This is a genomic window from Serratia sp. CMO1, assembly GCF_015689115.1.
Taxonomy (GTDB): domain Bacteria; phylum Pseudomonadota; class Gammaproteobacteria; order Enterobacterales; family Enterobacteriaceae; genus Serratia; species Serratia marcescens.
Genome location: NZ_CP065032.1, coordinates 415,980 through 441,566, shown reverse-complemented (window position 1 = coordinate 441,566; position 25,587 = coordinate 415,980). Strand labels below are relative to the sequence as shown.

General features: G+C 59.3%; 22 protein-coding genes and 2 tRNA genes. 3 read left to right on the top strand and 21 right to left on the bottom strand.

Going from position 1 to position 25,587, the window contains the following annotated elements; genetic code table 11:
- Positions 1-23: 23 nt before the first annotated feature.
- Positions 24-1,019, top strand: coding sequence for a peptidase U32 family protein (locus tag IT763_RS02030; RefSeq protein ID WP_164053146.1), 996 nt, complete (start codon positions 24-26; stop codon positions 1,017-1,019).
- An 11-nt stretch (positions 1,020-1,030) separates the two neighbouring features.
- Positions 1,031-1,909 (top strand): U32 family peptidase, encoded by an 879-nt coding sequence (locus IT763_RS02025; protein ID WP_206195112.1) that lies wholly within the window; start codon positions 1,031-1,033, stop codon positions 1,907-1,909.
- A 270-nt stretch (positions 1,910-2,179) separates the two neighbouring features.
- Here IT763_RS02025 and IT763_RS02020 read toward each other — a convergent pair whose 3' ends face one another.
- From IT763_RS02020 to IT763_RS02010, 3 genes are read right to left on the bottom strand one after another with little or no spacing between them, the layout of a single operon-like run.
- On the bottom strand, positions 2,180-3,322 hold the full coding sequence (locus IT763_RS02020; protein WP_206195111.1) for an ABC transporter permease: 1,143 nt from the start codon (positions 3,320-3,322) through the stop codon (positions 2,180-2,182).
- Positions 3,319-4,473, bottom strand: a complete 1,155-nt coding sequence (locus IT763_RS02015) for an ABC transporter permease (RefSeq protein ID WP_025159593.1) — start codon at positions 4,471-4,473, stop codon at positions 3,319-3,321. The genes IT763_RS02020 and IT763_RS02015 overlap by 4 nt, the downstream gene beginning before the upstream one ends.
- Positions 4,455-5,426: an HlyD family secretion protein gene (locus IT763_RS02010; protein WP_019453332.1), complete on the bottom strand. Its 972-nt coding sequence runs from the start codon at positions 5,424-5,426 to the stop codon at positions 4,455-4,457. The genes IT763_RS02015 and IT763_RS02010 overlap by 19 nt, the downstream gene beginning before the upstream one ends.
- Positions 5,427-5,656: 230 nt before the next feature.
- On the opposite strand from IT763_RS02010, the gene IT763_RS02005 reads away from it, so the two are divergent.
- Positions 5,657-6,670 carry a luciferase-like monooxygenase gene (locus tag IT763_RS02005; protein ID WP_206195110.1) on the top strand — a complete coding sequence of 338 codons (1,014 nt, stop codon included), beginning with the start codon at positions 5,657-5,659 and terminating at the stop codon, positions 6,668-6,670.
- Between the two features lie 37 nt (positions 6,671-6,707).
- On the opposite strand, the gene yedF is transcribed toward IT763_RS02005, so the two are convergent.
- The 18 genes from yedF to ftsH form a co-directional block, all read right to left on the bottom strand.
- The gene (gene yedF, locus IT763_RS02000) at positions 6,708-6,947 is read right to left on the bottom strand and encodes a sulfurtransferase-like selenium metabolism protein YedF (RefSeq protein ID WP_004933486.1); all 240 of its coding nucleotides are present in this window, start codon (positions 6,945-6,947) and stop codon (positions 6,708-6,710) included.
- Positions 6,944-8,158, bottom strand: coding sequence for a selenium metabolism membrane protein YedE/FdhT (gene yedE / locus IT763_RS01995; RefSeq protein ID WP_097102908.1), 1,215 nt, complete (start codon positions 8,156-8,158; stop codon positions 6,944-6,946). The genes yedF and yedE overlap by 4 nt, the downstream gene beginning before the upstream one ends.
- Before the next feature lie 146 nt (positions 8,159-8,304).
- The gene (locus IT763_RS01990) at positions 8,305-10,227 is read right to left on the bottom strand and encodes a DEAD/DEAH family ATP-dependent RNA helicase (protein WP_004933492.1); all 1,923 of its coding nucleotides are present in this window, start codon (positions 10,225-10,227) and stop codon (positions 8,305-8,307) included.
- On the bottom strand, positions 10,217-10,291 hold the full coding sequence (gene yrbN / locus IT763_RS23465; protein ID WP_223182019.1) for a protein YrbN: 75 nt from the start codon (positions 10,289-10,291) through the stop codon (positions 10,217-10,219). Before yrbN ends, IT763_RS01990 begins: the two co-directional genes overlap by 11 nt.
- 122 nt (positions 10,292-10,413) lie before the next feature.
- Positions 10,414-11,298: a lipoprotein NlpI gene (nlpI, locus tag IT763_RS01980; protein WP_004933495.1), complete on the bottom strand. Its 885-nt coding sequence runs from the start codon at positions 11,296-11,298 to the stop codon at positions 10,414-10,416.
- 128 nt (positions 11,299-11,426) lie between these two features.
- A complete protein-coding gene (gene pnp / locus IT763_RS01975; protein ID WP_206195109.1) occupies positions 11,427-13,544 on the bottom strand; it encodes a polyribonucleotide nucleotidyltransferase in 2,118 nt (705 codons plus the stop codon).
- Between the two features lie 256 nt (positions 13,545-13,800).
- A complete protein-coding gene (gene rpsO, locus IT763_RS01970; protein WP_004933502.1) occupies positions 13,801-14,070 on the bottom strand; it encodes a 30S ribosomal protein S15 in 270 nt (89 codons plus the stop codon).
- A 124-nt stretch (positions 14,071-14,194) separates the two neighbouring features.
- Positions 14,195-15,139 (bottom strand): tRNA pseudouridine(55) synthase TruB, encoded by a 945-nt coding sequence (gene truB / locus IT763_RS01965; protein ID WP_039567792.1) that lies wholly within the window; start codon positions 15,137-15,139, stop codon positions 14,195-14,197.
- A complete protein-coding gene (gene rbfA / locus IT763_RS01960) occupies positions 15,139-15,549 on the bottom strand; it encodes a 30S ribosome-binding factor RbfA (RefSeq protein WP_004933508.1) in 411 nt (136 codons plus the stop codon). The genes truB and rbfA overlap by 1 nt, the downstream gene beginning before the upstream one ends.
- A gap of 70 nt (positions 15,550-15,619) precedes the next feature.
- On the bottom strand, positions 15,620-18,307 hold the full coding sequence (infB, locus tag IT763_RS01955) for a translation initiation factor IF-2 (protein ID WP_004933511.1): 2,688 nt from the start codon (positions 18,305-18,307) through the stop codon (positions 15,620-15,622).
- A gap of 23 nt (positions 18,308-18,330) precedes the next feature.
- Positions 18,331-19,839 (bottom strand): transcription termination factor NusA, encoded by a 1,509-nt coding sequence (gene nusA, locus IT763_RS01950; protein WP_004933514.1) that lies wholly within the window; start codon positions 19,837-19,839, stop codon positions 18,331-18,333.
- A 21-nt stretch (positions 19,840-19,860) separates the two neighbouring features.
- Positions 19,861-20,313, bottom strand: coding sequence for a ribosome maturation factor RimP (gene rimP, locus IT763_RS01945; RefSeq protein ID WP_028127574.1), 453 nt, complete (start codon positions 20,311-20,313; stop codon positions 19,861-19,863).
- A 217-nt stretch (positions 20,314-20,530) separates the two neighbouring features.
- Positions 20,531-20,607 (bottom strand) — tRNA-Met (locus IT763_RS01940).
- A 60-nt stretch (positions 20,608-20,667) separates the two neighbouring features.
- Positions 20,668-20,754, bottom strand: a tRNA-Leu gene (locus IT763_RS01935).
- A gap of 68 nt (positions 20,755-20,822) precedes the next feature.
- Complete coding sequence (gene secG, locus IT763_RS01930; protein WP_004933519.1) at positions 20,823-21,158, bottom strand: preprotein translocase subunit SecG; 336 nt, start codon at positions 21,156-21,158, stop codon at positions 20,823-20,825.
- Between the two features lie 220 nt (positions 21,159-21,378).
- Positions 21,379-22,716, bottom strand: a complete 1,338-nt coding sequence (gene glmM, locus IT763_RS01925; RefSeq protein ID WP_021504256.1) for a phosphoglucosamine mutase — start codon at positions 22,714-22,716, stop codon at positions 21,379-21,381.
- 4 nt (positions 22,717-22,720) lie between these two features.
- Complete coding sequence (folP, locus tag IT763_RS01920; protein WP_016929326.1) at positions 22,721-23,557, bottom strand: dihydropteroate synthase; 837 nt, start codon at positions 23,555-23,557, stop codon at positions 22,721-22,723.
- A gap of 90 nt (positions 23,558-23,647) precedes the next feature.
- Positions 23,648-25,579, bottom strand: coding sequence for an ATP-dependent zinc metalloprotease FtsH (gene ftsH, locus IT763_RS01915; protein ID WP_004933529.1), 1,932 nt, complete (start codon positions 25,577-25,579; stop codon positions 23,648-23,650).
- Between the last annotated feature and the right edge of the window lie 8 nt (positions 25,580-25,587).

The window sequence follows — 25,587 nt, the reverse complement described above, 5'->3', positions numbered from 1 at the left end:
TACGGCTAAGCCAGGATAAATCTATGGAGCTGCTTTGTCCCGCCGGCAACCTGCCGGCCCTGAAGGCCGCGGTGGATAACGGCGCCGATGCCGTTTACATCGGGCTGAAAGACGATACCAACGCGCGCCACTTCGCCGGCCTCAACTTCACCGAGAAAAAGCTGCAGGAAGCGGTCGATTACGTGCATCGCCACGGCCGCAAACTGCATATCGCCATCAATACCTTCGCCCATCCCGACGGCTACGTCCGCTGGCAGCGCGCGGTGGATATGGCGGCCCAACTGGGCGCCGACGCCCTGATTCTGGCGGATCTGGCGATGCTGGAATATGCCGCCCAACGCTACCCGCAGTTGGAACGCCACGTTTCGGTGCAAGCTTCCGCCACCAACGAGGAAGCGATCCGTTTCTACCAACGCAACTTCGAGGTCGGCCGGGTGGTGCTGCCGCGCGTGCTGTCGATGCACCAGGTGAAACAGCTGGCGCGCACCAGCCCGGTGCCGCTGGAAGTGTTCGCTTTCGGCAGCCTGTGCATCATGGCCGAGGGGCGCTGCTACCTCTCCTCCTACCTGACCGGCGAGTCGCCGAACACCGTCGGCGCCTGTTCGCCGGCGCGTTTCGTGCGCTGGCAGCAAACCGCACAGGGCATGGAGTCGCGCCTGAACGACGTGCTGATCGACCGCTATCAGGACCACGAAAACGCCGGTTACCCGACGCTGTGCAAGGGCCGCTATCTGGTGGACGACGTTCGCTACCACGCGCTGGAAGAACCCACCAGCCTCAATACGCTGGAGCTGCTGCCGGCGCTGCTGGCCGCCAACATCGCCTCGGTGAAGATCGAAGGCCGCCAGCGCAGCCCGGCTTACGTCAGCCAGGTGGCGCGCGTCTGGCGCCAGGCGATCGACCGTTGCCAGGCCGATCCGGCCGCCTATCGCGCCGACGCCGCCTGGATGGAGACGCTGGGCGCGATGTCCGAGGGCACCCAAACCACGCTGGGCGCCTATCACCGCAAATGGCAGTAGCCGGAGGAAACATGAAATATGCACTCGGGCCGGTACTCTACTACTGGCCGAAAAACGACATCTCGGCGTTCTATCAACAGGCGGCGGAGAGCAGCGCCGACATCATTTATCTCGGCGAGAACGTCTGCACCAAGCGGCGCGAGATGAAGGTCGGCGATTGGCTGGCGCTGGCGCGTGAAATCGCCCGCAGCGGCAAGCAGGTGGTGATCTCCACGCTGGCGCTGCTGCAGGCGCCGTCCGAACTGAATGAGCTGAAACGCTATGTGGAGAACGGCGAGTTCCTGTTTGAAGCCAACGATCTGGGCGCGGTCAACATGGCGGCGGAGCGCGGTCTGCCGTTCGTCGCCGGCCATGCGCTGAACTGCTACAACGCCTATACCCTACGCCTGCTGCGCCGCCAGGGCATGATGCGCTGGTGCATGCCGGTCGAGCTGTCGCGCGACTGGCTGGCCAACCTGCTGACGCAGTGCGACGAACTGGGCTTCCGCCACGACTTCGAAGTGGAGGTGCTGAGCTACGGCCACCTGCCGCTGGCCTATTCGGCGCGCTGCTTCACCGCCCGCTCGGAAAACCGCGGCAAGGACGAGTGCGAAACCTGCTGCATCAAGTATCCGCAGGGTCGCATGATGCGCTCGCAGGAGCAGCAGCAGGTGTTCGTGCTCAACGGCATCCAGACCATGAGCGGCTACTGCTATAACCTCGGCAACGAGCTACCGAGCATGCAAGGGCTGGTGGACATCGTGCGGCTATCGCCGCAGGGCGCCGAGACGCTGGCGCAAATCGACGCCTTCCGCGCCAACGAGCGCGGCGAGCAGCCGCTGACTTTAACCGACCACGCCGACTGCAACGGCTACTGGCGCCGCGTGGCGGGGTTGGAGTTGGTGGGGTGATGCCCTCTTGTATTCAACAAATGGGCACCTATTGTGGTGCTCATTAGATCTGCCTGTACGGCAGTGAACTAGAAGTGATAACCGAAAGCAATATTGCCGTTTTTCTAAGCTGCCTGTACGGCAGTGAACAGTTAGCAAGTGATTCTAACCTGCTGAGAAAAAAGATAATCGGCCGTTACTCACCCAAAAACCCTTTTTCCGGTAGAGAATGCATTTTATTGAAATTAAAAGCATTAATTTTAGTCGCCAAAAAAAGGGTCAATGAGGGGATCAACTCGCCCGCCGCTTCCTGAACATCCCGCGCAGCGCCACGCTGTTGCGCAAGAAGGCCACGCCGAAGCCCAGCAGGGTGTAGACCACGCCGAGTATCAACATCATCACCACATCGCCCCACACTTCATTCAGCGACAGCCCCATCTGGTTGACGCCGGCGATCGCCTTGGTGCCCCAGGTGGAGGGAATGCTGTACGAGATGGCGCGCACCCAGGCCGGCATCGACTGCAGCGGCCAGATGGTGCCGGACAGGTAGAAGACCGGCGTCGTGATGAACGCCAGCGTGAGGTAGATCATCTCGACGCTGCGCAGGCACTCGGTCACCAGCTTGCCCAGCCCCAATACCGCCAGCAGGAACGGGAAGGTCAGCAGCAGCAGTTCGGCGATGTTCGCCGTCTGCCTATAGCCCAATACCCACGGCCACAGCACGAACAGCACGATCGACAGGAACAGCCAGATCGGCAGCAGCGCCGTCAGCCCGCCGAGGTGCGCCGCCAGCGGCGCCTTGCCACCGGGCATGCTCTTCATGGCGATATTGACGCGGATACAGGCGATCAGCAGCGAGTGCTGCAACAGCATCACCAGCAGGCCGGGGAAGATGATCGCCGCAAAGCTGATGCCGGGGTTAAACACGTCCAGCGTTTGTCCCAGTATCGGCGTCAGCAATATCTGCGCCTGCCGTTCGCTGAAGCCACTGCGCAGCAGCAGCCCGTTGTTGTACTCCGTCAACAACTGCTGGTAGGCCGCCACCACGTCCTGTTGGATCTGGCCGTTAGCCAGGCGGTTGGTGGCGTCACCGTACATCGGCACCACGATGTTCTGCCCGCTGAGAATTTTCTTCTCCAGATCCACCGGCATGATGAGCACCGCAAACAGCTTGCGCCAGCCGAGATCGCGCTGCGCCTGCTCCAGGCTGTCGTAAGTTTCAATGGCGATCTTGGAGGTGGCGTCCAGTTGGCGGATCAGCTGGCGGCTGGCGGTGCTGTGATCCTGATCGATCACCCCCACCGGCAGATCCCACACCGTGCGGTTGGCGTACACCAGGCTCATGATACACAGCGACAGGATCAGCATCAGCCACACCGGCCGCTCCAGCATGCCGAGCAGCACCTTAACGAAGGTTTGCCAATAGAGCTTCATCCGGCGTTCCCCTCTTTTGCCAGCCGCGCCGGCAGGCGGTTGCGCACCAGCAGCGCGGCCACCAGCGGATAGACCGCCAGCAGCGCGCACACGCTGAAGATGGCGCTAGCGTGCACCTGGCGCAGGAACACGTCGAACATCGCGTACAGCGCGTGGGTCAACGGTTCGATGTTGGAAATGATGCGCGCCGGCAGCGGCATCGACAGCTCAGGCACCGCCATGCCGGAGAAAGTCATTGCGATACTGACCAAAATACCGATCAGGCTGTACGCGGTGATGGTGCTGCCGGTAAAGGTATACAGCAGCAGGCCGATGCTCTGCGCCGCCATCACGTAGAACAGGCCGATCATCAGCATAAACAGCGGATTGCCGCTGACGCGGGCGTCAAAGATGCCCACCAGCGCCGCGATCTCCACCATCAGCAGGGTGGTGAAACACAGCGTGTAGGGCGCCAGCTTGCCGAGCAGCGCCAGGCTGAACGGCTTGGCCTGCAGCAGCGACTTGCTGCGCGCCAGCACGTAGATCATACAGGTCACCACGAACAGCTGCAGCAGGTGGATAGTGGCGGCGAACTGTTGGTAGTAGATATAGCTGCCGCTGGCGTTGAACAGGCTGCCGTAGGAGAGCGTCACGTCCGCCAGCGGCGGCAGCGATTTGCCCATCTCGGTGGCGATGATGCTGCGGGTGCTGGCGTTGATTTCGTTCATCAGGCCGCCGAAGTCCTGGGTGGAGTACAGCCCGGCGCCGTAGAACAGCGCGTTGTAGTACATCACCACGCTCGGCTGCTTGCCCGACAGCGCGTTGGCCTCAAAGTCCGGCGGGATGTACAGCAACGCGTAATCCTGTGCGCTGCGCAGGCGGTTCAGCGACTCCGGCAATCCGCCGCCGTAAGCCTCGACGTGGGCGTGCGAACCCGCATCCAGCCGGCGCGTCAGCGATTTGGACAGCGGGCTGTGATCGCTATCCACCACCGAGACCGGCAGATCGAGCAGCGTGCCTTCGGAGAAGTTGCTGCTGATCAGCACAAACAGGATCAGCGGAAAGATCCAGCTCAGCCAGTGCACCACCGGGCTGCGAAAGGCGACGCGGCACTCTTTGTCGAACGCGTGACTGAAGCAGCGCCAGCCGGCCCTTACTCTTTCCATTGCCATAAGGTGCTCATCCCCGGACGCAGGCCGTCCACCGGCTGTGACGGATACAAGCGCACTTCGAAGGTTTTCAGGTCGAAGTCGCCGGTGGCGCGGGTGGCGCGTTTAGTGGCGTAATCCCCCAGCGGCGCGATGTAGCGCACCTCGGTGTCGATCATTTTGTCCTTCAGCGCCGGCACCCGCAGCTTGACCTTGTCGCCTTTGCGCACGTGGGCCAGGATGTCTTCGCGCAGGTTAAACACGAAGTAAGCGTCCGGCACTCGGATCAGCGTCACCAGCGGGCTGCCGGCGTTCAGCAGTTCACCCACTTCGGCCGGGATCGGCCCCACTTCGCCATCCACCGGCGCTTTTACCTGCAGGTCGTCGGTCTGCGCCTGGATCTGCAGCAGGTTCTCTTCCGCCGCCCGCAGCGCCGCCGCATATTGTTGCCGCAGCTCGACGCGATCGCCGTTGATGCCTTCATCCAGATTGGCTTTGGCCGCCTGTACCTGTTGGAAGGCGGTGTCGCGCGCGCGGCGCGAAGCGTCCAGCTCGGACTTCGAGATATAGCCTTTGCCGGCCACGCTCAGGTTGCGGTTGTAGTCATTTTGCGCATTGCGGTACTGCGCTTCGGCCTGCGCCAGGTTGGCGCGCAGGTTGCGGATACTCTCTTCACGGGTGCCGTTCAGCGACTGGTCGAGCTGCGCCTTGGCTTCGTCGCGCGTCGCCTGTGCGGAACGCAGTTGCGCTATCAGTTCAGGGCTGTCGAGCTGGATGATCAGCTGACCGCTTTTCACGTCGTCGCCGCGCTCAATCAGGCGTTCAACCACCCGGCCTTTCGCTTTGGAAGCGACGATCACTTCAGGTGCATCCACTTCACCCTGCAGCAACAAATCCTGGTTGTGCGCGCGGAACAGGATCGCCAATGCGATCGCCACCATCATCAGCAATAGGGTAAACAACGTCTTTTTTTTCATTATGTCAGTTCCCGGAACGGTAAGCGGCGGGCGAGTATCATCATTTCCATATTTCAAATTGCTCCAAAAAACACCATTGCTCTCATGAGGATATCACAAGCACATATCTCCTCTTTTATAACTATAAATTGGATTATGCTTTTAACACTAAAAAGCATCATTTTCGGCTTTTTGGTATGCAGACCTCTGCAATCGCCCTTTAAGCGATCCACTCTCTGATGGACGATGTCATGACTGAAAACACTGCCGTACCGCTGTCGGTACTGGATTTATCGCCAATCCCGCAAGGGGCCAAAGCGCGCGACGCTTTCCACTGTTCGCTGGATCTGGCGCAACACGCCGAACGCTGGGGCTACCAGCGCTACTGGCTGGCCGAGCACCACAACATGACCGGCATCGGCAGCGCCGCCACCTCGGTGCTGCTGGGCTATCTGGCCGCCGGCACCCAAAGCATTCGCCTCGGCTCCGGCGGCGTAATGCTGCCGAACCATGCGCCGCTGGTGATCGCCGAGCAGTTCGGCACGCTGGAGTCGCTCTACCCCGGCCGCATCGATCTGGGGCTGGGCCGCGCGCCCGGCACCGATCAGCGCACCATGATGGCCTTGCGCCGCCACCTGTCCGGCGACGTGGATACCTTCCCGCGCGACGTGCAGGAACTGCAAAACTACTTCTGCGATGCGCAGCCCGGCCAGCCGGTGCAGGCGGTGCCGGGCCAGGGGCTGCATGTGCCGCTCTGGCTGCTCGGCTCCAGCCTCTACAGCGCCCAGCTGGCGGCGCAGCTCGGCCTGCCATTCGCCTTCGCTTCGCACTTCGCTCCGGATATGCTGTTCCAGGCGCTGCAGCTGTACCGCGAGAACTTCAAACCCTCCAAACAGCTGGCGCAGCCGCACGCCATGGTGTGCGTCAACGTGATCGCCGCCGACAGCGACCGCGACGCGCGCTTCCTGTTCAGCTCGATGCAGCAGCAATTCATCAATCTGCGCCGCGGTTCGCCCGGCCCGCTGCCGCCGCCGGTGGATAACATCCACGCGCTGTGGACCGCCGGCGAGCAGTATGGCGTCGAACAGGCGCTGCGGATGTCGATCGTCGGCGATGAAAAAACGGTGCGTCACGGGCTGCAAACGCTGCTGCGTGAAACCGATGCCGACGAGATCATGGTCAACGGCCAGATCTTCGATCATCAGGCGCGGCTGCGTTCGTTCGAGATCGTCGCCGGGGTGAAAGGCGACATCGTGAAGGGCTAAAAAACGAAAAGGCGGTGGGAACCCCACCGCCTTAGCGTTAACGCTGGATCAGATAGCGGATGGTCGGCCCGTCCTGCTGGATATCCAGCACCTTGTAGCCGTGGTTGCGCGCATCAAGCGGGATGTTGTTGATCGACTGCGGGCAATCGCTGATCACCTCCAGGATCTCTCCCGGCTTCAGCTGCGGCATCGCCTCCAGCGTCGCCACCGCCGGGTACGGGCAAGGCTCGCCCAGCATGTCCAGCCGGTAGTCCGGCACTATCGTCGTCTCTTTCATGGCATGCTCCTCAAATTCACCACCTGCGCCTCAGGCCGGGCGCGGAAAAAGCGTTTCTCCCACCACAGCATGGCGGCGAAGGCCAGCGCCAGCAGCAGGTAAGTCACCAGCAGGCCGCCGATCGGGCCGAAGGTATCGAGCAGGTTGATCTTGTCGTAATCGGTCGCCAGCGCCGGCGCCAGGTCGTCCCAGTAATAGGCCAGCAGCGTAGCGCCGATGATGTTGCCCAGCCCCACCCACCAGTAGTGCACCTGCCCTTCCACCGCACGGTACATCCAACCGGTCTCGCAGCCGCCGGCCAGCACGATGCCGAAGCCGAACAGCAAACCGCCCAGCACCGCATTCGGGCCGGCCCACATGATCTTCGGCGCCACGCCGAGCTGCACATAGCTGAAGATGCCGATGGCGCTCACCGCCATGCCGATGATGATGGCTTTCGCCATGTGGGTGCGGCCGGTGATCCACAGATCGCGGAACGCCGAGGTGAAGCAGATCTGCGCGCGTTCGATCAGCAGGCCAAAGCCGATGCCGAACAGCATGGCGATGCCAAGCTTCGGCGCATCGAACAGTGTCCACAGCGACCAGGCCACCGCCAGGCCGAAGACGGCCATGCCCAGCTGGAAGCGGCGGCGCGCCTGCTCAGGCTTCTGCGTCAGCGGCGCGGCGGCCTTCACCTTTTGCAATTTGACCGGAATGCGGAACATCGGCAGCAGCGTGAATTTGGCGCCGAAGTAGGAGCCGGCGGCAGTCGCCAGCGCGAAGAACCAGGCGTGCAACGAGAACTGCGGAATGCCGGTGAAGAATGCCGCCAGGTTGCAGCCCATCGCCAAGCGTGCGCCGAAGCCGGCGATGATGCCGCCCAGCAGCGCCTGCACGATGCGAATGCGGTGCTGCGGCTGACGCAGTTTGATGTTGTTGGCCCACAGCGCGGCGGCGATGCAGCCGGCGAACATGCCGATGATCATGCGCCCGTCGATGCGCTCCAGCGGCGTGCCCTGCAGGCCGATGACCTTGAAATAGCCCCACTGCTCGGGGTGCAGGCCGAACCACTGCAGCACATGGCCGCCCCAGCGAGTGAATTCGCCGGTCACCGCCCAGAAGGTGCCGGTCATGCCGAAGTAGTAGGTAGAAAGGATCCCGGCGGCGATCACCGCCGGCAGCGGCGCCCAAAAGCGCACCAGGTATTGAGATTTAAACTGCTGCCAACTCATGGCATCTCCCGTGCATATCATCCGTAAGAAAAAACCTTATGAATGATACGCCATTCAGGGGCGTTTGACGGCAACTTTCAGGCATAAAAAAACCAGCCCGCAGGCTGGTTTTTCAGAGCGCTTCACCGCGAACGGCGAATCAGCAATTACGCGTCGCCGAAACGACGACGTGGTGCCGCCGGTGCGCCATCATCACGGCGTGGCGCCGGCTTGCCGTCGCGGTTGTAGTTGCCGCCACGACGCTCGCCGCCGTTACCGCCTTCACGACGTTCGCCGAAGGAGCGACGCGGGCCGCCTTCACGACGTTCGCCGTTGAACGGACGACCGTTGCCGCGACGCTCGCCGCCGTTGCCGCCGTCACGACGCTCGCGACGTTCGAACGGCTGTGCATCGCCCAGCAGCTGCATGTTCATCGGCTTGTTCAGGATGCGAGTGCGAGTGAAGTGATTCAGGATCTCGCCCGGCATGCCTTTTGGCAGCTCGATGGTGGAGTGGGAAGCGAACAGCTTGATGTTGCCGATGTAACGGCTGCTGATGTCGCCTTCGTTAGCGATAGCGCCAACGATATGACGGACTTCTACGCCATCGTCACGGCCCACTTCGATGCGGTACAGCTGCATTTCGCCAACGTCACGACGTTCGCGACGCGGACGATCGCCGTCACGGCTGTCGCGGCGATCGCCACGGTCACCGCGACGATCGTCACGGTCGTTGAACTCGCGGCGCTGACGCGGTTTGAAGACCGGATCCGGCGGCAGGATCAGCGGACGTTCGCCCTGAGCCATTTTCAGCAGCGCTGCGGCCAGGGTTTCCATATCCAGCTCTTCTTCCGGCTGCAGTTTGGTCAGCAGTGCACGGTACAGGTCCAGATCGCTGCTTTCCAGCTGCTGCTGAACTTTCGCGGCGAACTTGGCCAGACGACGCTCGCCCAGCAGTTCTGCGTTCGGCAGTTCCACTTCAGGGATGGTCAGCTTCATGGTGCGTTCGATATTGCGCAGCAGGCGGCGTTCGCGGTTTTCCACGAACAGCAGCGCGCGGCCGGCGCGGCCCGCACGACCGGTACGGCCGATACGGTGAACGTAAGACTCGGAGTCCATCGGGATGTCGTAGTTGACAACCAGGCTGATGCGCTCAACGTCCAGGCCACGGGCCGCAACGTCGGTCGCGATCAGGATATCCAGACGACCGTCTTTCAGACGCTCCAGAGTCTGCTCACGCAGCGCCTGGTTCATGTCGCCGTTCAGCGCGGCGCTGCTGTAACCGCTGCGCTCCAGCGCTTCGGCCACTTCCAGGGTCGCGTTCTTGGTACGGACGAAGATGATCGCCGCGTCAAAGTCTTCGGCTTCCAGGAAACGCACCAGCGCTTCGTTTTTACGCATGCCGTAGACCGACCAGTAGCTCTGGCTAATGTCCGGACGGGTGGTCACGCTGGATTGGATGCGCACTTCCTGCGGCTCTTTCATAAAGCGGCGGGTAATGCGACGGATCGCTTCCGGCATGGTGGCGGAGAACAGCGCGGTCTGATGTTCAGCCGGGATCTCAGCCATGATGGTTTCTACGTCTTCGATAAAGCCCATGCGCAGCATTTCGTCGGCTTCATCCAGCACCAGACCGCTCAGGTTGGAGAGGTTCAGGGTGCCGCGCTTCAGGTGGTCCAGCAGGCGGCCTGGGGTACCCACAACGATTTGCGGGCCCTGACGCAGAGCGCGCAGCTGCACGTCGTAACGCTGGCCGCCGTACAGGGCTACCACGTTGACGCCGTTCATGTGTTTGGAGAAATCAGTCATCGCTTCGGCAACCTGAACCGCCAGTTCACGGGTCGGCGCCAGCACCAGGATCTGAGGTGCTTTCAGGTCTGCCTGCAGGTTGTGCAGCAGCGGCAGCGAGAACGCTGCAGTTTTACCACTACCGGTCTGCGCCATGCCCAGCACGTCGCGGCCGTTCAACAGGTGAGGAATACACTCAGCCTGGATCGGAGATGGTTTTTCATAGCCCAGATCGTTCAGGGCGGAAATGATTGGAGCAGACAGCCCCAGATCAGCAAAAGAGGTTTCAAACTCAGTCGTCATGTACACGTGCCTCATTAATAATGGCAGCCAGTCTACATAACTCGTCGAGAAAATTTTCAGTCATTTTCATTGAAAAGTGTGAACCGGCTCAAATTAGATTATAAAACGAACAAAAAAGCCCTCGCCCGTGAAGGCGATAACTTTGGTTAAAAACCAATGTCCATCAGGCTGATAGGTGTTCGTCAGCTATTGCTGGTCCGATTCCGATAGGTCGTCTTGCTCTTGGCCCAAAAGCGCCAATTCCAACAATGCATAGCGGTGCTCAACGAAGTTGTGAACGTTGTTAGACACCGTCAGTTTGAACAGCGCCGAAGCGGTGTCCTTGTCCCCCAGACTCAGGTAGTGTTTACCCAAATAGAAGTCAGTTTCACTGAGATGCTCAGCGAGCGAAGTGTTATCCGTTGCATCTGCCTTGAGGCGTTCCATCAGCGTTTTTTCGCTGATCTTGCCCAGGTAGAATTCGACAATATTCCATCCCCATTGCCCTCTGTCCGCTTTGTCATAGCGCTGCTGAAGCGCTACCTCGGCCTTCTTGGGATCGATTTCTCTCTCCACCAGATACAGCCATAACGAACGGAAGGGATCGTTTGGGTCGTCTTGATAAAACGCCTGCAGATCATCCTGCGCCAACGGGAAGCGGCCGCCATAATACAGTGCGATGCCCCGGTTTAAACGCGCGTAATTGTAAGTTGGATCAAGCTCTAGTACAGAATCAAACGCTTCATAGGCAGCATCAAAATTGCCTGCCTGCGTTAAGTAAATGCCCAGGTAGTTGAAAACTTCCGGCATGTCGGGACGTATCGCCAGCGCCTGCGAGAAATCATTGCGCGCTAATGCACGTAACCCGAGGCTATCATACAGCACACCGCGCTCATATAAAAGCTGTGCGCGTTCGTCATCCGTCAGTGCCCGGCTGGCAAGAATTTGTTCCATGCGCGCCAGGATCACTTCCTGCTGCAACGTTGGCTGCAACGGGATTGCCAAAACTTCGTCTTTACGCCAATCATGGTTGCTGCATCCTGCCAGCATGAGTGCTGTCGCAACGTAACACCAGCGCAAGAAAGGCTTCATTTCCCACTCCCGAAGACAAACATTGGATGAACGTCCTGTCCTCCGTTTGCTAAAACGCGGGCATCCTACCCGCGCGATACGAACAGCTCCCAACCCCGTGGCGGGGAGCTGTAAAACTATCTATACAGTTATTCTGCTTCAGGCGCAGGTGAACCCGCTTCCGGCGCCATCGCTTCTTTGATGCTCAGACGCACACGGCCCTGACGGTCAACTTCCAGTACCTTAACCGGCACTTCCTGACCCATCTGCAGATAGTCGGTCACTTTCTCAACGCGCTTGTCGGCGATCTGAGAAATGTGCACCAGGCCTTCTTTACCACCGCCGATAGCGACGAATGCGCCGAAATCAACGATACGGGTCACTTTACCCTGATAGATACGGCCCACTTCGATCTCTGCCGTGATCTCTTCGATGCGACGGATAGCGAATTTCGCTTTCTCACCGTCGGTCGCAGCGATTTTAACTGTACCATCATCTTCGATTTCGATGGTAGTGCCAGTCTCTTCGGTCAGCGCGCGGATAACGGAACCGCCCTTACCGATCACGTCTTTGATTTTATCCGGGTTGATGCGGATAGTATGAATGCGCGGTGCGAATTCGGAGATATCGCCGCGCGGAGTGCTGATAGCCTGTTCCATCACGCCCAGGATGTGCAGACGCGCGCCCTTGGCCTGGTTCAGAGCCACCTGCATGATTTCGCGGGTGATGCCTTCGATTTTGATGTCCATCTGCAGCGCGGTGATACCGTCGCGGCTACCGGCCACTTTGAAGTCCATGTCGCCCAGGTGATCTTCGTCACCCAGAATGTCGGACAGAACCACATAGTTGTCGGCTTCTTTCACCAGGCCCATCGCGATGCCCGCAACGGCAGCCTTGATTGGCACACCGGCGTCCATCAGCGCCAGAGACGCGCCGCACACGGAAGCCATGGAAGAAGAACCGTTGGATTCGGTGATTTCAGACACCACGCGAACCGTGTACGGGAAATCTTCCGGTTTAGGCATCATAGCCAATACGCCGCGTTTCGCCAGGCGACCGTGACCGATTTCACGACGCTTAGGAGAACCGACCATGCCGGTTTCGCCTACGGAGTACGGAGGGAAGTTGTAGTGGAACAGGAAGCTGTCGGTCTTCTCGCCCATCAGCTCGTCCAGGTTCTGTGCGTCGCGCGCAGTGCCCAGGGTCGCGGTAACCAGCGCCTGAGTTTCGCCACGGGTGAACAGCGCGGAACCGTGGGTGCGCGGCAGTACGCCGGTGCGCACGTCCAGGCCACGGATCATGTCTTTTTCACGGCCGTCGATACGCGGCTCGCCACGCAGTACGCGGCTGCGCACCACGTTTTTCTCGACGGTGCCCAGGATGTCCTGGATTTCGCCGGCGTCCAGCGTCTCGTCCTGCGCCAGCAGGGTTTCAACAACGCTGTCTTTGATCGCGTCAACCTGAGCGTAACGCTCTTGTTTTTCGGTGATGTGGTAAGCGTCGCCCAGGCGAGCTTCGGCCAGTTCAGCCACGCGCGCGTGCAGCGCTTCGTTGACCGCAGGCGCCTGCCAATCCCACTTCGGTTTGCCCGCTTCGGCAACCAGCGCGTTGATGTTTTCGATAACCACTTGCTGCTGGTCATGGCCGAACACCACGGCGCCCAGCATCTGGTCTTCGCTCAGCACGTCCGCTTCGGATTCAACCATCAGCACCGCGCCTGCAGTACCGGCAACCACCAGATCCAGACGGCTTTCTTTCAGTTCGTCAGTCGTTGGGTTCAGTACGTACTGGTCGTTGATGTAACCTACGCGCGCGGCACCGATTGGGCCGTTGAACGGAATACCGGACAGGCTCAGGGCCGCGGAAGCACCGATCATCGCAACGATGTCCGGGTTCACCCGTGGGTTAACGGAAACCACGGTCGCAATCACCTGAACTTCGTTCAGGAAGCTGTCCGGGAACAGTGGACGGATCGGACGGTCGATCAGACGGGAAGTCAGCGTCTCACCTTCGCTCGGACGGCCTTCGCGACGGAAGAAGCTGCCCGGGATGCGGCCGGCGGCGTAGGTACGCTCTTGGTAGTTAACGGTCAGCGGGAAGAAGCTCTGGCCCGGCTTGGCTTTTTTCTGGCCAACGACGGTAACGAATACGGCGGTGTCATCCATGCTCACCATAACGGCGGCGGTGGCCTGACGCGCCATCATACCGGTTTCGATGGTGACGGTATGCTGGCCATACTGGAATTTGCGAATGATCGGTGTCAGCAAAATTATATCCTTGATTAACGGCGCGCAATCGCATTGACGACTCGACACGCCTGTGACTCGATTTGCCTTCTCACTACATCCTCGCGACTAATGACAATCCTTATCTCAGGCGGGAGATAAAGCCTCTCATTAGCCGCGCGAACCTCTGTAACGGAAGAACCTGTTTGGAAACATCAGTAATACATTAACCTGATTTGCTTATGCTTCCTAGAAGAAAGGGGCCAAAATAGGCCCCTTTCCACTGAAACTTGCTAGATTAGCGACGCAGACCCAGACGCTCGATCAGGCTGGTGTAACGTGCTACATCTTTACGCTTCAGGTAGTCCAGCAGCTTACGACGCTGAGAAACCATACGCAGCAGACCACGACGGCTGTGGTGATCTTTTTTGTGCTCGGAGAAGTGGCCTTGCAGATGGTTGATCTGCGCAGTCAGCAGGGCAACCTGAACTTCGGTAGAACCGCTGTCGTTAGTACCACGACCGAAATCAGCTACGATTTGAGCTTTAGCTTCAACACTTAGAGACATTGTAATACTCCAGATTATAGATAATAAAAACAGGCGCCGATCTCTAATTCAGCAACCCAATGCATAAGCTGCGCCATTCTACTCTTAGCGCAGTGCGATCGCAAGGCGACGCAGTGCCCCGCCGTCAGTCGAAATGCTCGACCACCAGGCGGCGCGGCGCCACGCGACCATCCTCGGCGATGTCGCCAACGCCGATGAATTTTCGCTCTTCACCCTCGGTGATGCGCACCAGACCGGAAGCCGGCGCGCCGGCCACTTGCACCGGTTGCCCCTGCTTGACGTAACCCGCCACCACCGGCAGCAAATTCACTTCCGGATAGTTCTCAACCGGGCTGTCCATCGGCATCAGCAGCGGATCGAGCAGCTCGCCGGGCGCGATCGCTTGTTCCTGCGCCTGCGCCAGCAAAGCATTCAGCTGTTCCAGCGTCACCATGCGCGCGATCGGATAAGTCGCCACCTGCAGGCGGCGCAGATAGATCACGTGCGCGCCGCAGCCCAGCAACTCGCCGAGATCGTCGGTGATGGTGCGGATGTAGGTGCCTTTCGAGCAGTGGATCTCCAGCTCCAGCTCATCCCCTTCCCAGCGGATAAACTGCAGCTCGTACACCGTGATGCTGCGCGCTTCTCGCGGCACTTCAATCCCCTGGCGCGCATACTCGTAGAGTTTCTTGCCCTGGTATTTCAGCGCCGAATACATCGACGGCACCTGCTGGATGTCGCCGCGGAAGGTGTCCAGCGCCGCGTCGAGCTGCGCCTGGGTGAAGTTCACCGGGCGTTCCTGCACGATCTGACCGTCGGCGTCGGAAGTATCGGTACGCTGCCCCAGCTTGGCGATCACCCGATAGCGCTTGTCGGAATCGAGCAGGTATTGCGAAAACTTGGTCGCTTCGCCCAGGCAGATAGGCAGCATGCCGGTCGCCAACGGATCGAGCGCGCCGGTATGGCCCGCTCGGTTGGCGTTGTACAGGCGTTTTACTTTTTGCAGCGCATCGTTGGACGACAACCCTTGCGGCTTGTCCAGCAACAGCACGCCGTGGATATCACGGCCGCGGCGACGAGGGCGACTCATTAATCCTCCTTGTCATCGCCTGAGGCGGAACGGCGCTCGGCGTCGTTCTTCACCACGTTGGTCACCAGGTTGGACATGCGCATGCCTTCCACCAGGGAGTTGTCGTAGGCGAAGGTCAGCTCCGGCACCACGCGCAGGCGCATCGCTTTGCCCAGCAGGGTGCGGATATAGCCGGAAGCGTCCTGCAACGCTTTGATGCCGTTGGTGACCAGATCCGGATCGTGGTTCTCGGTCAGCACGTTCAGGAAGGTGACGTAAACCTTGGCATACGCCAGGTCACGGGAGACTTCCACGCCGGAAACGGTCGCCATGCCGACGCGCGGATCTTTCACTTCACGCTGCAGAATGATCGCAATCTCTTTCTGCATCTCTTGCGCCACGCGTTGACCGCGGCTGAATTCTTTTGCCATTTTGGATTCTCCAGACAAATCGGGGGGCACAAAGGCCCCCCGTAAACAGATATAAGCAGATGTGCAATCGTTAAGCGATGGTGCGTTGGATCTCAATGATTTCGAACACTTCGATCATGTCGCCGACGCGCACGTCGTTATAGTTCTTAACGCCGATACCACATTCCATGCCGTTACGGACTTCGTTAACGTCATCTTTGAAGCGGCGCAGGGATTCCAGCTCGCCTTCATAGATAACCACGTTGTCGCGCAGTACGCGGATTGGGTTGTGACGCTTGATGGTCCCTTCGGTAACCATACAGCCGGCGATAGCGCCGAACTTAGGCGATTTGAACACGTCGCGCACTTCGGCCAGGCCGATGATCTGCTGCTTGTATTCCGGCGCCAGCATGCCGCTCATCGCCTGCTTCACTTCGTCGATCAGGTTATAGATCACGGAGTAGTAACGCAGATCCAGGCTTTCCGCTTCGATTACGCGGCGCGCAGAAGCGTCGGCACGCACGTTGAAGCCCAGGATGATGGCGTTGGAAGCCGCAGCCAGCGTCGCGTCGGTTTCGGTGATCCCACCTACGCCGGAGCCGACAATCTTCACCTTCACTTCGTCGGTGGAGAGTTTCAGCAGCGAGTCGCTGATCGCTTCGCAAGAACCCTGTACATCGGATTTCAGTACGATGTTCAGCTCGGACACTTCGCCGTCGGTCATGTTGGCGAACATGTTTTCCAGCTTGGACTTCTGCTGACGCGCCAGTTTGACTTCGCGGAACTTGCCCTGACGGTACAGCGCCACTTCACGCGCTTTCTTCTCGTCGCGCACCACGGTGGCTTCGTCACCCGCTGCAGGCACGCTGGACAGACCCAGGATTTCCACAGGGATAGACGGACCGGCGGAGGTCACTTCACGGCCCAGCTCGTCGCGCATCGCACGCACACGGCCGTATTCGAAGCCACACAGGACGATGTCGCCCTTGTTCAGCGTACCTTCCTGAACCAGCACGGTGGCAACCGGGCCACGGCCTTTATCCAGGAAGGACTCGATCACCACGCCGCTCGCCATGCCGCTGCGTACCGCTTTCAGTTCCAGAACTTCGGCCTGCAGCAGGATAGCCTGCAGCAGCTCGTCGATACCGGTACCGGCTTTCGCGGACACGTGGACGAACTGCGCTTCGCCGCCCCACTCTTCCGGCATCACGCCGTACTGAGACAGTTCTTGCTTAACGCGGTCCGGATCGGCTTCCGGCTTGTCGATTTTGTTCACCGCAACCACCAACGGCACCTGCGCCGCTTTCGCGTGCTGGATAGCTTCAATGGTCTGTGGCATCACGCCGTCATCAGCCGCCACCACCAGAACCACGATGTCAGTCGCCTGAGCACCGCGAGCACGCATCGAGGTAAACGCGGCGTGGCCCGGGGTATCCAGGAAGGTGATCATGCCGTTCTCGGTTTCTACGTGGTAGGCACCGATGTGCTGGGTAATGCCGCCGGCTTCGCCCGCCGCCACTTTGGTGGAGCGAATGTAGTCCAGCAGAGAGGTTTTACCGTGGTCAACGTGGCCCATGATGGTCACGACCGGCGCGCGCGGCTCGGCCGCAGCGCCCGTATCACGGTCGCTCATCAGCGCTTCTTCCAGCTCGTTTTCACGACGCAGGATAACTTTGTGGCCCATCTCTTCGGCAACCAGCTGCGCGGTTTCCTGGTCGATAACCTGGTTGATGGTGGCCATGGCGCCCAGCTTCATCATCACTTTGATGACCTGAGAACCTTTTACCGCCATCTTGTTGGCCAACTCGGCCACGGTGATGGTTTCGCCGATCACCACGTCGCGGTTAACCACCTGCGCCGGCTTGTTGAAGCCCTGCTGCAGAGCGCTAGGCTTGCGTTTGCCTTTACCGCCACGGGTAACGGCGCGCGCTTCTTCGCGATCCGCTTTGGATTCGGACAGCTTGTTGCCTTTCTTCTGCTTGGTCGCTTTGCCGCCGCGGGTGCGGCTGCGACGATCGCCTTCAACTTTGGCGTCGTTTTCATCTTCTGCGGCACGGGCGTGCTGAGAGGTGGTCACGTGATAGTCGGCGCTTTCAACCGCGGCGCTTGCCGCGTCTGCCTGGGCCCACTTCTCGCCGTTCTCTTCGGCCATGCGACGGGCTTCTTCCGCCACGCGCTTGGCTTCCTCTTCAACCTTGCGGCGCACTTCCTCTTCCGCTTTGCGTTTCAGTTCAGCGGCTTCGGCTTCACGGCGTGCTTTTTCCGCCTGAGCTGGCTTGGTCATTTCGTCGGTATGTTGATTGGTCACTTTTTCTTTTTCCGCTGAATTACGCTTAGCAATCTCCGCGGCCTCACGTTTGGCTTGCTCTTCGGCTGCGCGCTTCGCTTCCGCTTCGCGTTTTGCGAGCTCTTCCGCTTCGCGCCGTGCCTGCTCTTCCGCTTCACGCTGTGCCTGCTCTGCCGCTTCAGCCAACTGGGCTTCCTGCGTATCGCGATTTACATAAGTGCGTTTCTTGCGGACCTCAATTTGCACCGATTTACTTTTACCGCCGGTGCTCGGGATATTCAAGGTGCTGCGCGTTTTGCGCTGCAAAGTGAGTTTACCCGGCGCGCTGCCGTGTTCACGGTTCAGGTGCGCCAGCAATGTTTCTTTTTCTTGCTGGGTAACAGAGTCCGACTCGGACTTGTTGATCCCTGCATCAGCAAACTGCTGTACCAGGCGATCAACCGGAGTCTGAATCTCTGCTGCCAGCGATTTTACGGTTACATCTGTCGTCATGCTGTTCCTTCCTGCTACAGTTATTACGCGTTGTCGCCAAACCAACAGATATTGCGCGCAGCCATGATCAGCTCGCCGGCTTGCTCGTCGCTAAGCCCTTCAATATCAGCCAGATCGTCAACACCCTGCTCGGCAAGATCTTCCAGCGTACAAACCCCACGCGCGGCCAGTTTAAAGGCCATGCTGCGCTCAAGACCCGGCAGGTTGAGCAAATCGTCGGCCGGTTTGTTGTCGCCCAGGCTTTCTTCTTGTGCCAGGGCCAGCGTGGTCAATGCAGCTTTGGCGCGTTCGCGCAATGCTTCAACCGTATCTTCATCCAGACCGTCGATTTCCAACAGCTCTTTGATCGGCACGTAGGCCAGCTCTTCCAGCGTGGAGAAGCCTTCTTCAACCAGTACGGTGGCGAAATCTTCGTCGATATCAAGATACTTGGTGAAGGTATCAATAGCGGCATGAGCCTCGGCCTGGTGCTTGGCCTGCAGGTCGTCCGCCGTCATCACGTTCAGTTCCCAGCGATCGTCGCCGCGGTGTTGTTTCAGCAGCTGGGAAGCCAAACGCACGTTTTGGCCGTTACGGCCGATCGCCTGTGCCAGGTTGCTGGCTTCAACGGCGATATCCATGGTGCAGTTATCTTCATCTACCACGATCGACGCGACGTCGGCCGGCGCCATGGCGTTGATGACGAATTGCGCTGGGTTATCATCCCACAGAATGATGTCGATGCGTTCGCCGCCGAGCTCGCTCGACACGGCCTGAACGCGCGCACCGCGCATACCTACGCAGGCGCCGACCGGGTCGATGCGCTTGTCGTTGGTTTTCACTGCAATTTTCGCACGGGAGCCAGGATCGCGGGCTGCCGCTTTGATTTCAATCACTTCTTCGCCGATTTCCGGCACTTCGATGCGGAACAGTTCTTTCAGCATTTCCGGGCTGGAACGGCTGACGAACAGCTGCGCGCCGCGGGCTTCAGGACGCACGGCGTACAGTACGCCGCGAATGCGGTCGCCCGGACGGAAGTTTTCGCGCGGCAACATGTCTTCACGGCCAATCACCGCTTCGGCGTTGTTGCCCAGATCCAGCGCGATGCTGTCACGGTTCACTTTCTTCACCACGCCGGTGACGATCTCGCCTTCGTGTTCACGGAAAGCGTCGACCACCATCGCACGCTCGGCCTCGCGCACTTTCTGCACGATAACCTGCTTGGCGGTTTGGGTGGTGATACGGTCGAAGGTCACGGATTCGATCTGATCTTCGACGTAGCCGCCGAGCTCGATGCTCGGATCTTCAAACTGAGCGGCTTCCAGCGTGATTTCACGCGTTGGCTGCGTCACTTCGTCTACGGCGACCCAACGGCGGAAGGTATCGAAATCGCCGGTTCTGCGGTCAATGCTGACGCGCACGTCGATTTCCTGCTCGTATTTTTTCTTGGTTGCGGTGGCTAATGCAGTTTCCAGCGCTTCGAAAATCTTCTCGCGCGGAAGGGATTTTTCATTGGAAACTGCTTCAACAACAGCCAGAATCTCTTTGTTCATCCTAGTTGCCTCTTCCAAACTTTAAAAGTGGGGTACCAGGTTCGCTTTCTGGATGTTGCTCAGCGCGAACACTTCATCTTTCCCTTCCACAGTAACCGTGATCATCTCGCCTTCGACAGACTTGATAATACCCTGCCACTTGCGACGGTTCTGTACCGCCATGCGCAGGACCAGGCTGACTTCTTCACCGAGGAAACGCGTATAGTGCTCTGCGGTGAACATCGGGCGATCAAGGCCAGGAGAGGAGACTTCCAAGTTGTAAGCGACCGTGATTGGATCTTCGACGTCCAATACAGCGCTGACCTGGTGGCTGACATCAGCGCAATCATCAACATTGATGCCGTTATCACTATCAATATAGATGCGGAGCGTCGATTGGCGCGCACGAATGAATTCGATGCCTACAAGCTCAAAGCCCAACGCTTCTACCGGTGCCGAAAGCATCTCTGTTAACTGTTGCTCTAATGTGGACAAGCCCACCCCCAAGACATAAAAAAAGGGCTAAATAGCCCAGTGATTCTGTTGCCAAATAACAAAAAACCCCGAAAAATCGGGGCTTTATGCAACTGGACCCTGTTTGCCGCTAGGCGGCCTCGGTACAACTTTCGAGCAAGTGTCATTTTCAAATGATGATCGAGAAAAGCGGATTTCAATCGAAAAGTGTATTTGAAAATAAACACTTAAAGGAAAGTGGTTGCGGGGGCCGGATTTGAACCGACGACCTTCGGGTTATGAGCCCGACGAGCTACCAGGCTGCTCCACCCCGCGTCCGAAAACGTGGCAAATACTACGCCGATAATCGCAAAATTGCAAGTTATCTCTGGGATTTGGTACCGAGGATGGGACTCGAACCCACAAGCCCGTTAGGGCACTACCACCTCAAGGTAGCGTGTCTACCAATTCCACCACCTCGGTACTGATTCTTACTGCTAACGGCCGTTGTTCTTTCGAGTTCACAACCACCGTTTACAAACTTTTACGGCTTACTGCGGGATATCGCTGCTCGGCTTGGCAGGTGCTGCCGGCGCGGTTGTCTGCTCAGTTTTCACCGGCTGACCCAGATTTTCCCACTCGCTGCCTTTCTTGCTTTGGTTGCTGCTGAGGTTGCCCAAAATCAGGCTGATGACGAAGAACAGCGTCGCCAATACAGCAGTCATGCGGGTCATAAAGTTACCGGAACCACTCGAACCGAACAACGTGCCTGATGCACCTGCTCCGAAAGAGGCTCCCATATCAGCGCCTTTACCTTGCTGCAACATAATCAGAGCAACCAGCCCGATTGAAATCAGCAGGAAAATTACCAGAAGAGCTTCGTACATAGTAGTACCCGTATCCTTGCGGCCTCACCGCATGCCAAATGCTTCACACTCATCAAGCAGGCGTGTTTATAAACTGCCTACTGAAGCGGGTGTGAATACTAACCAAAGCCGCCAACCCGCGCAAGGGCAATTTGCAGCCGCCGGCGCGTTTGCGGAAAAAAACGCCAACAATCGTCTATTCGGGCTCAGCGATGCCAAGCCCGGTGGCTAACTGTCTGTTTTAACCTGCGGATTTCACCGCGTCGGCGATGCGATGTGCCAGCGCGGTCACCTGCTGCTCGTCCTCGCCCTCCACCATCACGCGGATCAGCGGCTCGGTGCCCGATTTACGCAGCAGCACCCGGCCGCGGCCGGCCAGCTCGGCTTCCACCTGTTCGGTGACCTTGCGCACCGCTTCAGATTCCAGCGGATTGTGATCGCCGGCGAAACGCACGTTGACCAGGATCTGCGGCAACAGCTTCATGCCGCTGCACAGGTCATGCAGGCTCATGTGGTTGCGCACCATGGCGGTCAGCACCTGCAACCCGGCCACGATGCCATCGCCGGTGGTGGTTTTGTCCAGCAGGATCACATGGCCGGAGTTTTCCGCACCGATGCGCCAGCCCAACTCCTGCAACTTCTCCAGCACGTAACGGTCGCCCACTTTGGCGCGAGCGAACGGAATGCCCAGCTGTTTCAGCGCCAGTTCCAGCCCCATATTGCTCATCAGGGTGCCGACCGCGCCACCGCGCAGCTGCCCCTGACGCAGGCCTTCGCGGGCGATGATGTACAAGATCTGATCGCCGTCCACCTTGTTGCCCAGGTGATCCACCATCATCACGCGGTCGCCGTCGCCGTCGAACGCCAGGCCAACGTGCGCTTTTTCCTGCAGCACGCGCTCCTGCAGCTGACGTACATCGGTAGCGCCGCATTTCTCGTTGATGTTCATGCCGTCCGGCTCAACGCCGATGGCGATCACCGTGGCGCCCAGCTCGCGCAGCACGCTCGGCGCGATGTGGTAAGTCGCGCCGTTGGCGCAGTCGACCACGATTTTCAGCCCTTTCAGACTCAGCTCGCTCGGGAAGGTGCCTTTGCAGAATTCGATATAGCGACCGGCGGCGTCGATGATGCGGCTGGCTTTACCCAGCTCCGCGGACTCCACGCAGGTCAGCGGTTTTTCCATTTCGGCCTCGATCGCTTCTTCGACATTGTCCGGCAGCTTGGCGCCGTCGATCGAGAAAAACTTGATGCCGTTGTCATAGAACGGGTTATGCGAAGCGGAAATGACAATGCCCGCTTCAGCCCGGAAGGTACGCGTCAAATAAGCCACCGCCGGCGTGGGCATCGGCCCGGTGAAGGACGCGGACAATCCGGCGGCCGCCAGGCCGGCTTCCAGCGCGGACTCCAGCATATAGCCGGAGATGCGCGTATCCTTTCCGATGATGATCTTGCGGGAACCGTGACGCGCCAGCACCTTACCGGCCGCCCAGCCCAGCTTCAGCACGAAGTCCGGCGTGATGGGGCTGTCCCCGACCTTGCCACGGATGCCGTCGGTGCCAAAATATTTGCGCTCGCTCATGTTTCTACTGTCCCTTAGCTGAAAGTGTTGCCTCGACGACACGCATCGCCTCGACGGTTTCTTTAACGTCATGCACTCTGACAATCTGCGCACCCTGCATCGCCGCGATCACCGCGCAGGCCACGCTGCCGATAACCCGTTGATCCGGCGGTACGTTCAACAGTTGTCCAATCATCGATTTGCGCGACATGCCGACCAACAGCGGCAAACCAAAACGATGAAACTCCGACAACCGGGCCAGAAGCTGATAGTTGTGCGCCAAATTTTTACCGAAACCGAAGCCTGGGTCGAGCAGCAATTTCTGATTTGTTATCCCTGCCTCGTTACAGCGCTGGATATGGTGTTCGAAAAACGCCTGAACGTCGGCGATCAGATCGTCGTAGTGCGGTGCCTGTTGCATGGTACGCGGCTGCCCCTGCATGTGCATCAGGCAGACCGGCAGGCCGCTTTCCGCCGCCGCCGCCAGGGCACCCGGCTCCTGCAGCGAACGAATGTCGTTGATCAGATGCGCGCCGGCGTGCGCCGATTCGCGGATCACGCCCGCTTTCGAGGTATCGACCGAGATGAAGACTTCGAAACGCTGCGCCAGCGCTTCCACCACCGGCACGACCCGTTCCAATTCTTCCTCTTCACTCACCTCCGCCGCCCCCGGCCTTGTCGACTCGCCGCCGATATCAATCATCGTAGCGCCGGCCGAAATCAGCGCATGCGCGTGCAGCAACGCCTGATTCAGCGTGTTGTGGCGACCGCCGTCGGAAAACGAATCCGGCGTCACGTTGAGGATGCCCATCACCTGTGGATGAGAGAGGTTGAGCGTCATGTCGCGCACGGTTAACTGCATGTTGTTTCACCTTACTGTTGCCTGGTTCACTGCCCGCCGGGCAAAAAAAACCCCGGCGTACCGGGGTTTGATGTTATTACACAGCCGTTCTTACTTGTCGAGCTGTTCGGACATGGTGTTGCCCGGCGTTGGGGTGCGCGGCTCATCTACCGGCGTCGGGGCTTTCGGGGTGCCGCCGTTGTCGGAGCTGTTGCCTTTGTTCGCATCGTCCCAGCCCGCCGGCGGACGCACGTCTTTGCGGTTCATCAGATCGTCGATCTGCGGCGCATCGATGGTTTCATACTTCATCAGCGCATCCTTCATCGAGTGCAGGATGTCCATGTTTTCCATCAGCAGCGAGCGAGCACGCGTGTAGTTACGTTCGATCAGCGACTTCACTTCCTGGTCGATGATACGCGCGGTTTCATCCGACATGTGCTTCGCCTTGGCCACGGAGCGGCCCAGGAACACTTCACCCTCTTCTTCCGCATACAGCAGTGGCCCCAGCTTCTCGGAGAAGCCCCATTGGGTCACCATGTTGCGGGCGATGGAGGTCGCCACTTTGATGTCGTTCGACGCACCGGTAGAGACTTTTTCCGGCCCGTAGATGATCTCTTCCGCCAGACGGCCGCCATACAGGGTGGAGATTTGGCTCTCCAGCTTCTGACGGCTGGCGCTGATCGCATCCCCTTCCGGCAGGAAGAAGGTCACGCCAAGCGCACGGCCACGAGGAATGATGGTCACTTTGTGTACCGGATCGTGTTCAGGAACCAGGCGGCCGATGATGGCGTGGCCCGCTTCGTGATACGCGGTCGACTCTTTCTGCGCTTCGGTCATCACCATGGAGCGACGTTCCGCACCCATCATGATCTTGTCTTTGGCTTTCTCGAACTCCACCATCGACACCACGCGCTTGTTGCCGCGGGCGGCGAACAGCGCCGCTTCGTTGACCAGGTTGGCCAGGTCGGCACCGGAGAAGCCCGGCGTACCGCGCGCAATGACGGAGGCGTCGATGTCGGCAGCCAACGGCACGCGGCGCATGTGCACCTTCAGGATCTGCTCACGGCCACGCACATCCGGCAGCCCGACCACGACCTGACGGTCGAAACGGCCCGGGCGCAGCAGCGCGGGGTCAAGCACGTCCGGACGGTTGGTCGCCGCGATGACGATGATGCCCTCGTTGCCTTCGAAACCGTCCATCTCAACCAGCATCTGGTTCAGGGTCTGCTCGCGCTCATCGTGACCGCCACCCAGGCCGGCGCCACGCTGGCGGCCGACGGCGTCGATTTCATCGATGAAGATGATGCACGGCGCGGCTTTCTTCGCTTGTTCAAACATGTCACGCACGCGGGATGCCCCCACGCCGACGAACATTTCAACGAAGTCGGAACCGGAAATGGTGAAGAACGGCACCTTCGCTTCGCCGGCGATCGCTTTCGCCAACAGCGTTTTACCGGTCCCCGGCGGGCCAACCATCAGCACGCCTTTCGGGATCTTGCCGCCCAATTTCTGGAAACGGCTCGGTTCGCGCAGGTATTCCACCAGTTCGCTCACCTCTTCTTTCGCTTCGTCACACCCGGCGACATCGGCGAAAGTGGTCTTGATCTGGTCTTCCGTCAGCATGCGGGCCTTGCTCTTGCCGAAGGACATCGCGCCCTTGCCGCCGCCGCCCTGCATTTGCCGCATAAAGAAGATCCAGACCCCGATCAGCAACAGCATCGGGAACCAGGAGATAAAGATAGAAGCCAGCAGGCTCGGCTCTTCAGGCGGCTCGCCGACCACTTTCACATTCTTCGTTAACAACGTATCCAGCAACTTAGGATCGTTGACAGGGATGTAGGTCGTGTATTTGTTACTGTCTTTCTTGGTAACGTTAATTTCACGTCCGTTGATTCGCGCTTCGCGAACCTGGTCCTGGGTCAGTTCGGACATGAAGGTAGAGTAATCCACCCTACGGCCATTCGACTCGCTGGGCCCAAAGCTCTGGAATACAGACATCAACACTACCGCGATGACTAACCAGAGAATTAGGTTTTTCGCCATGTCACTCA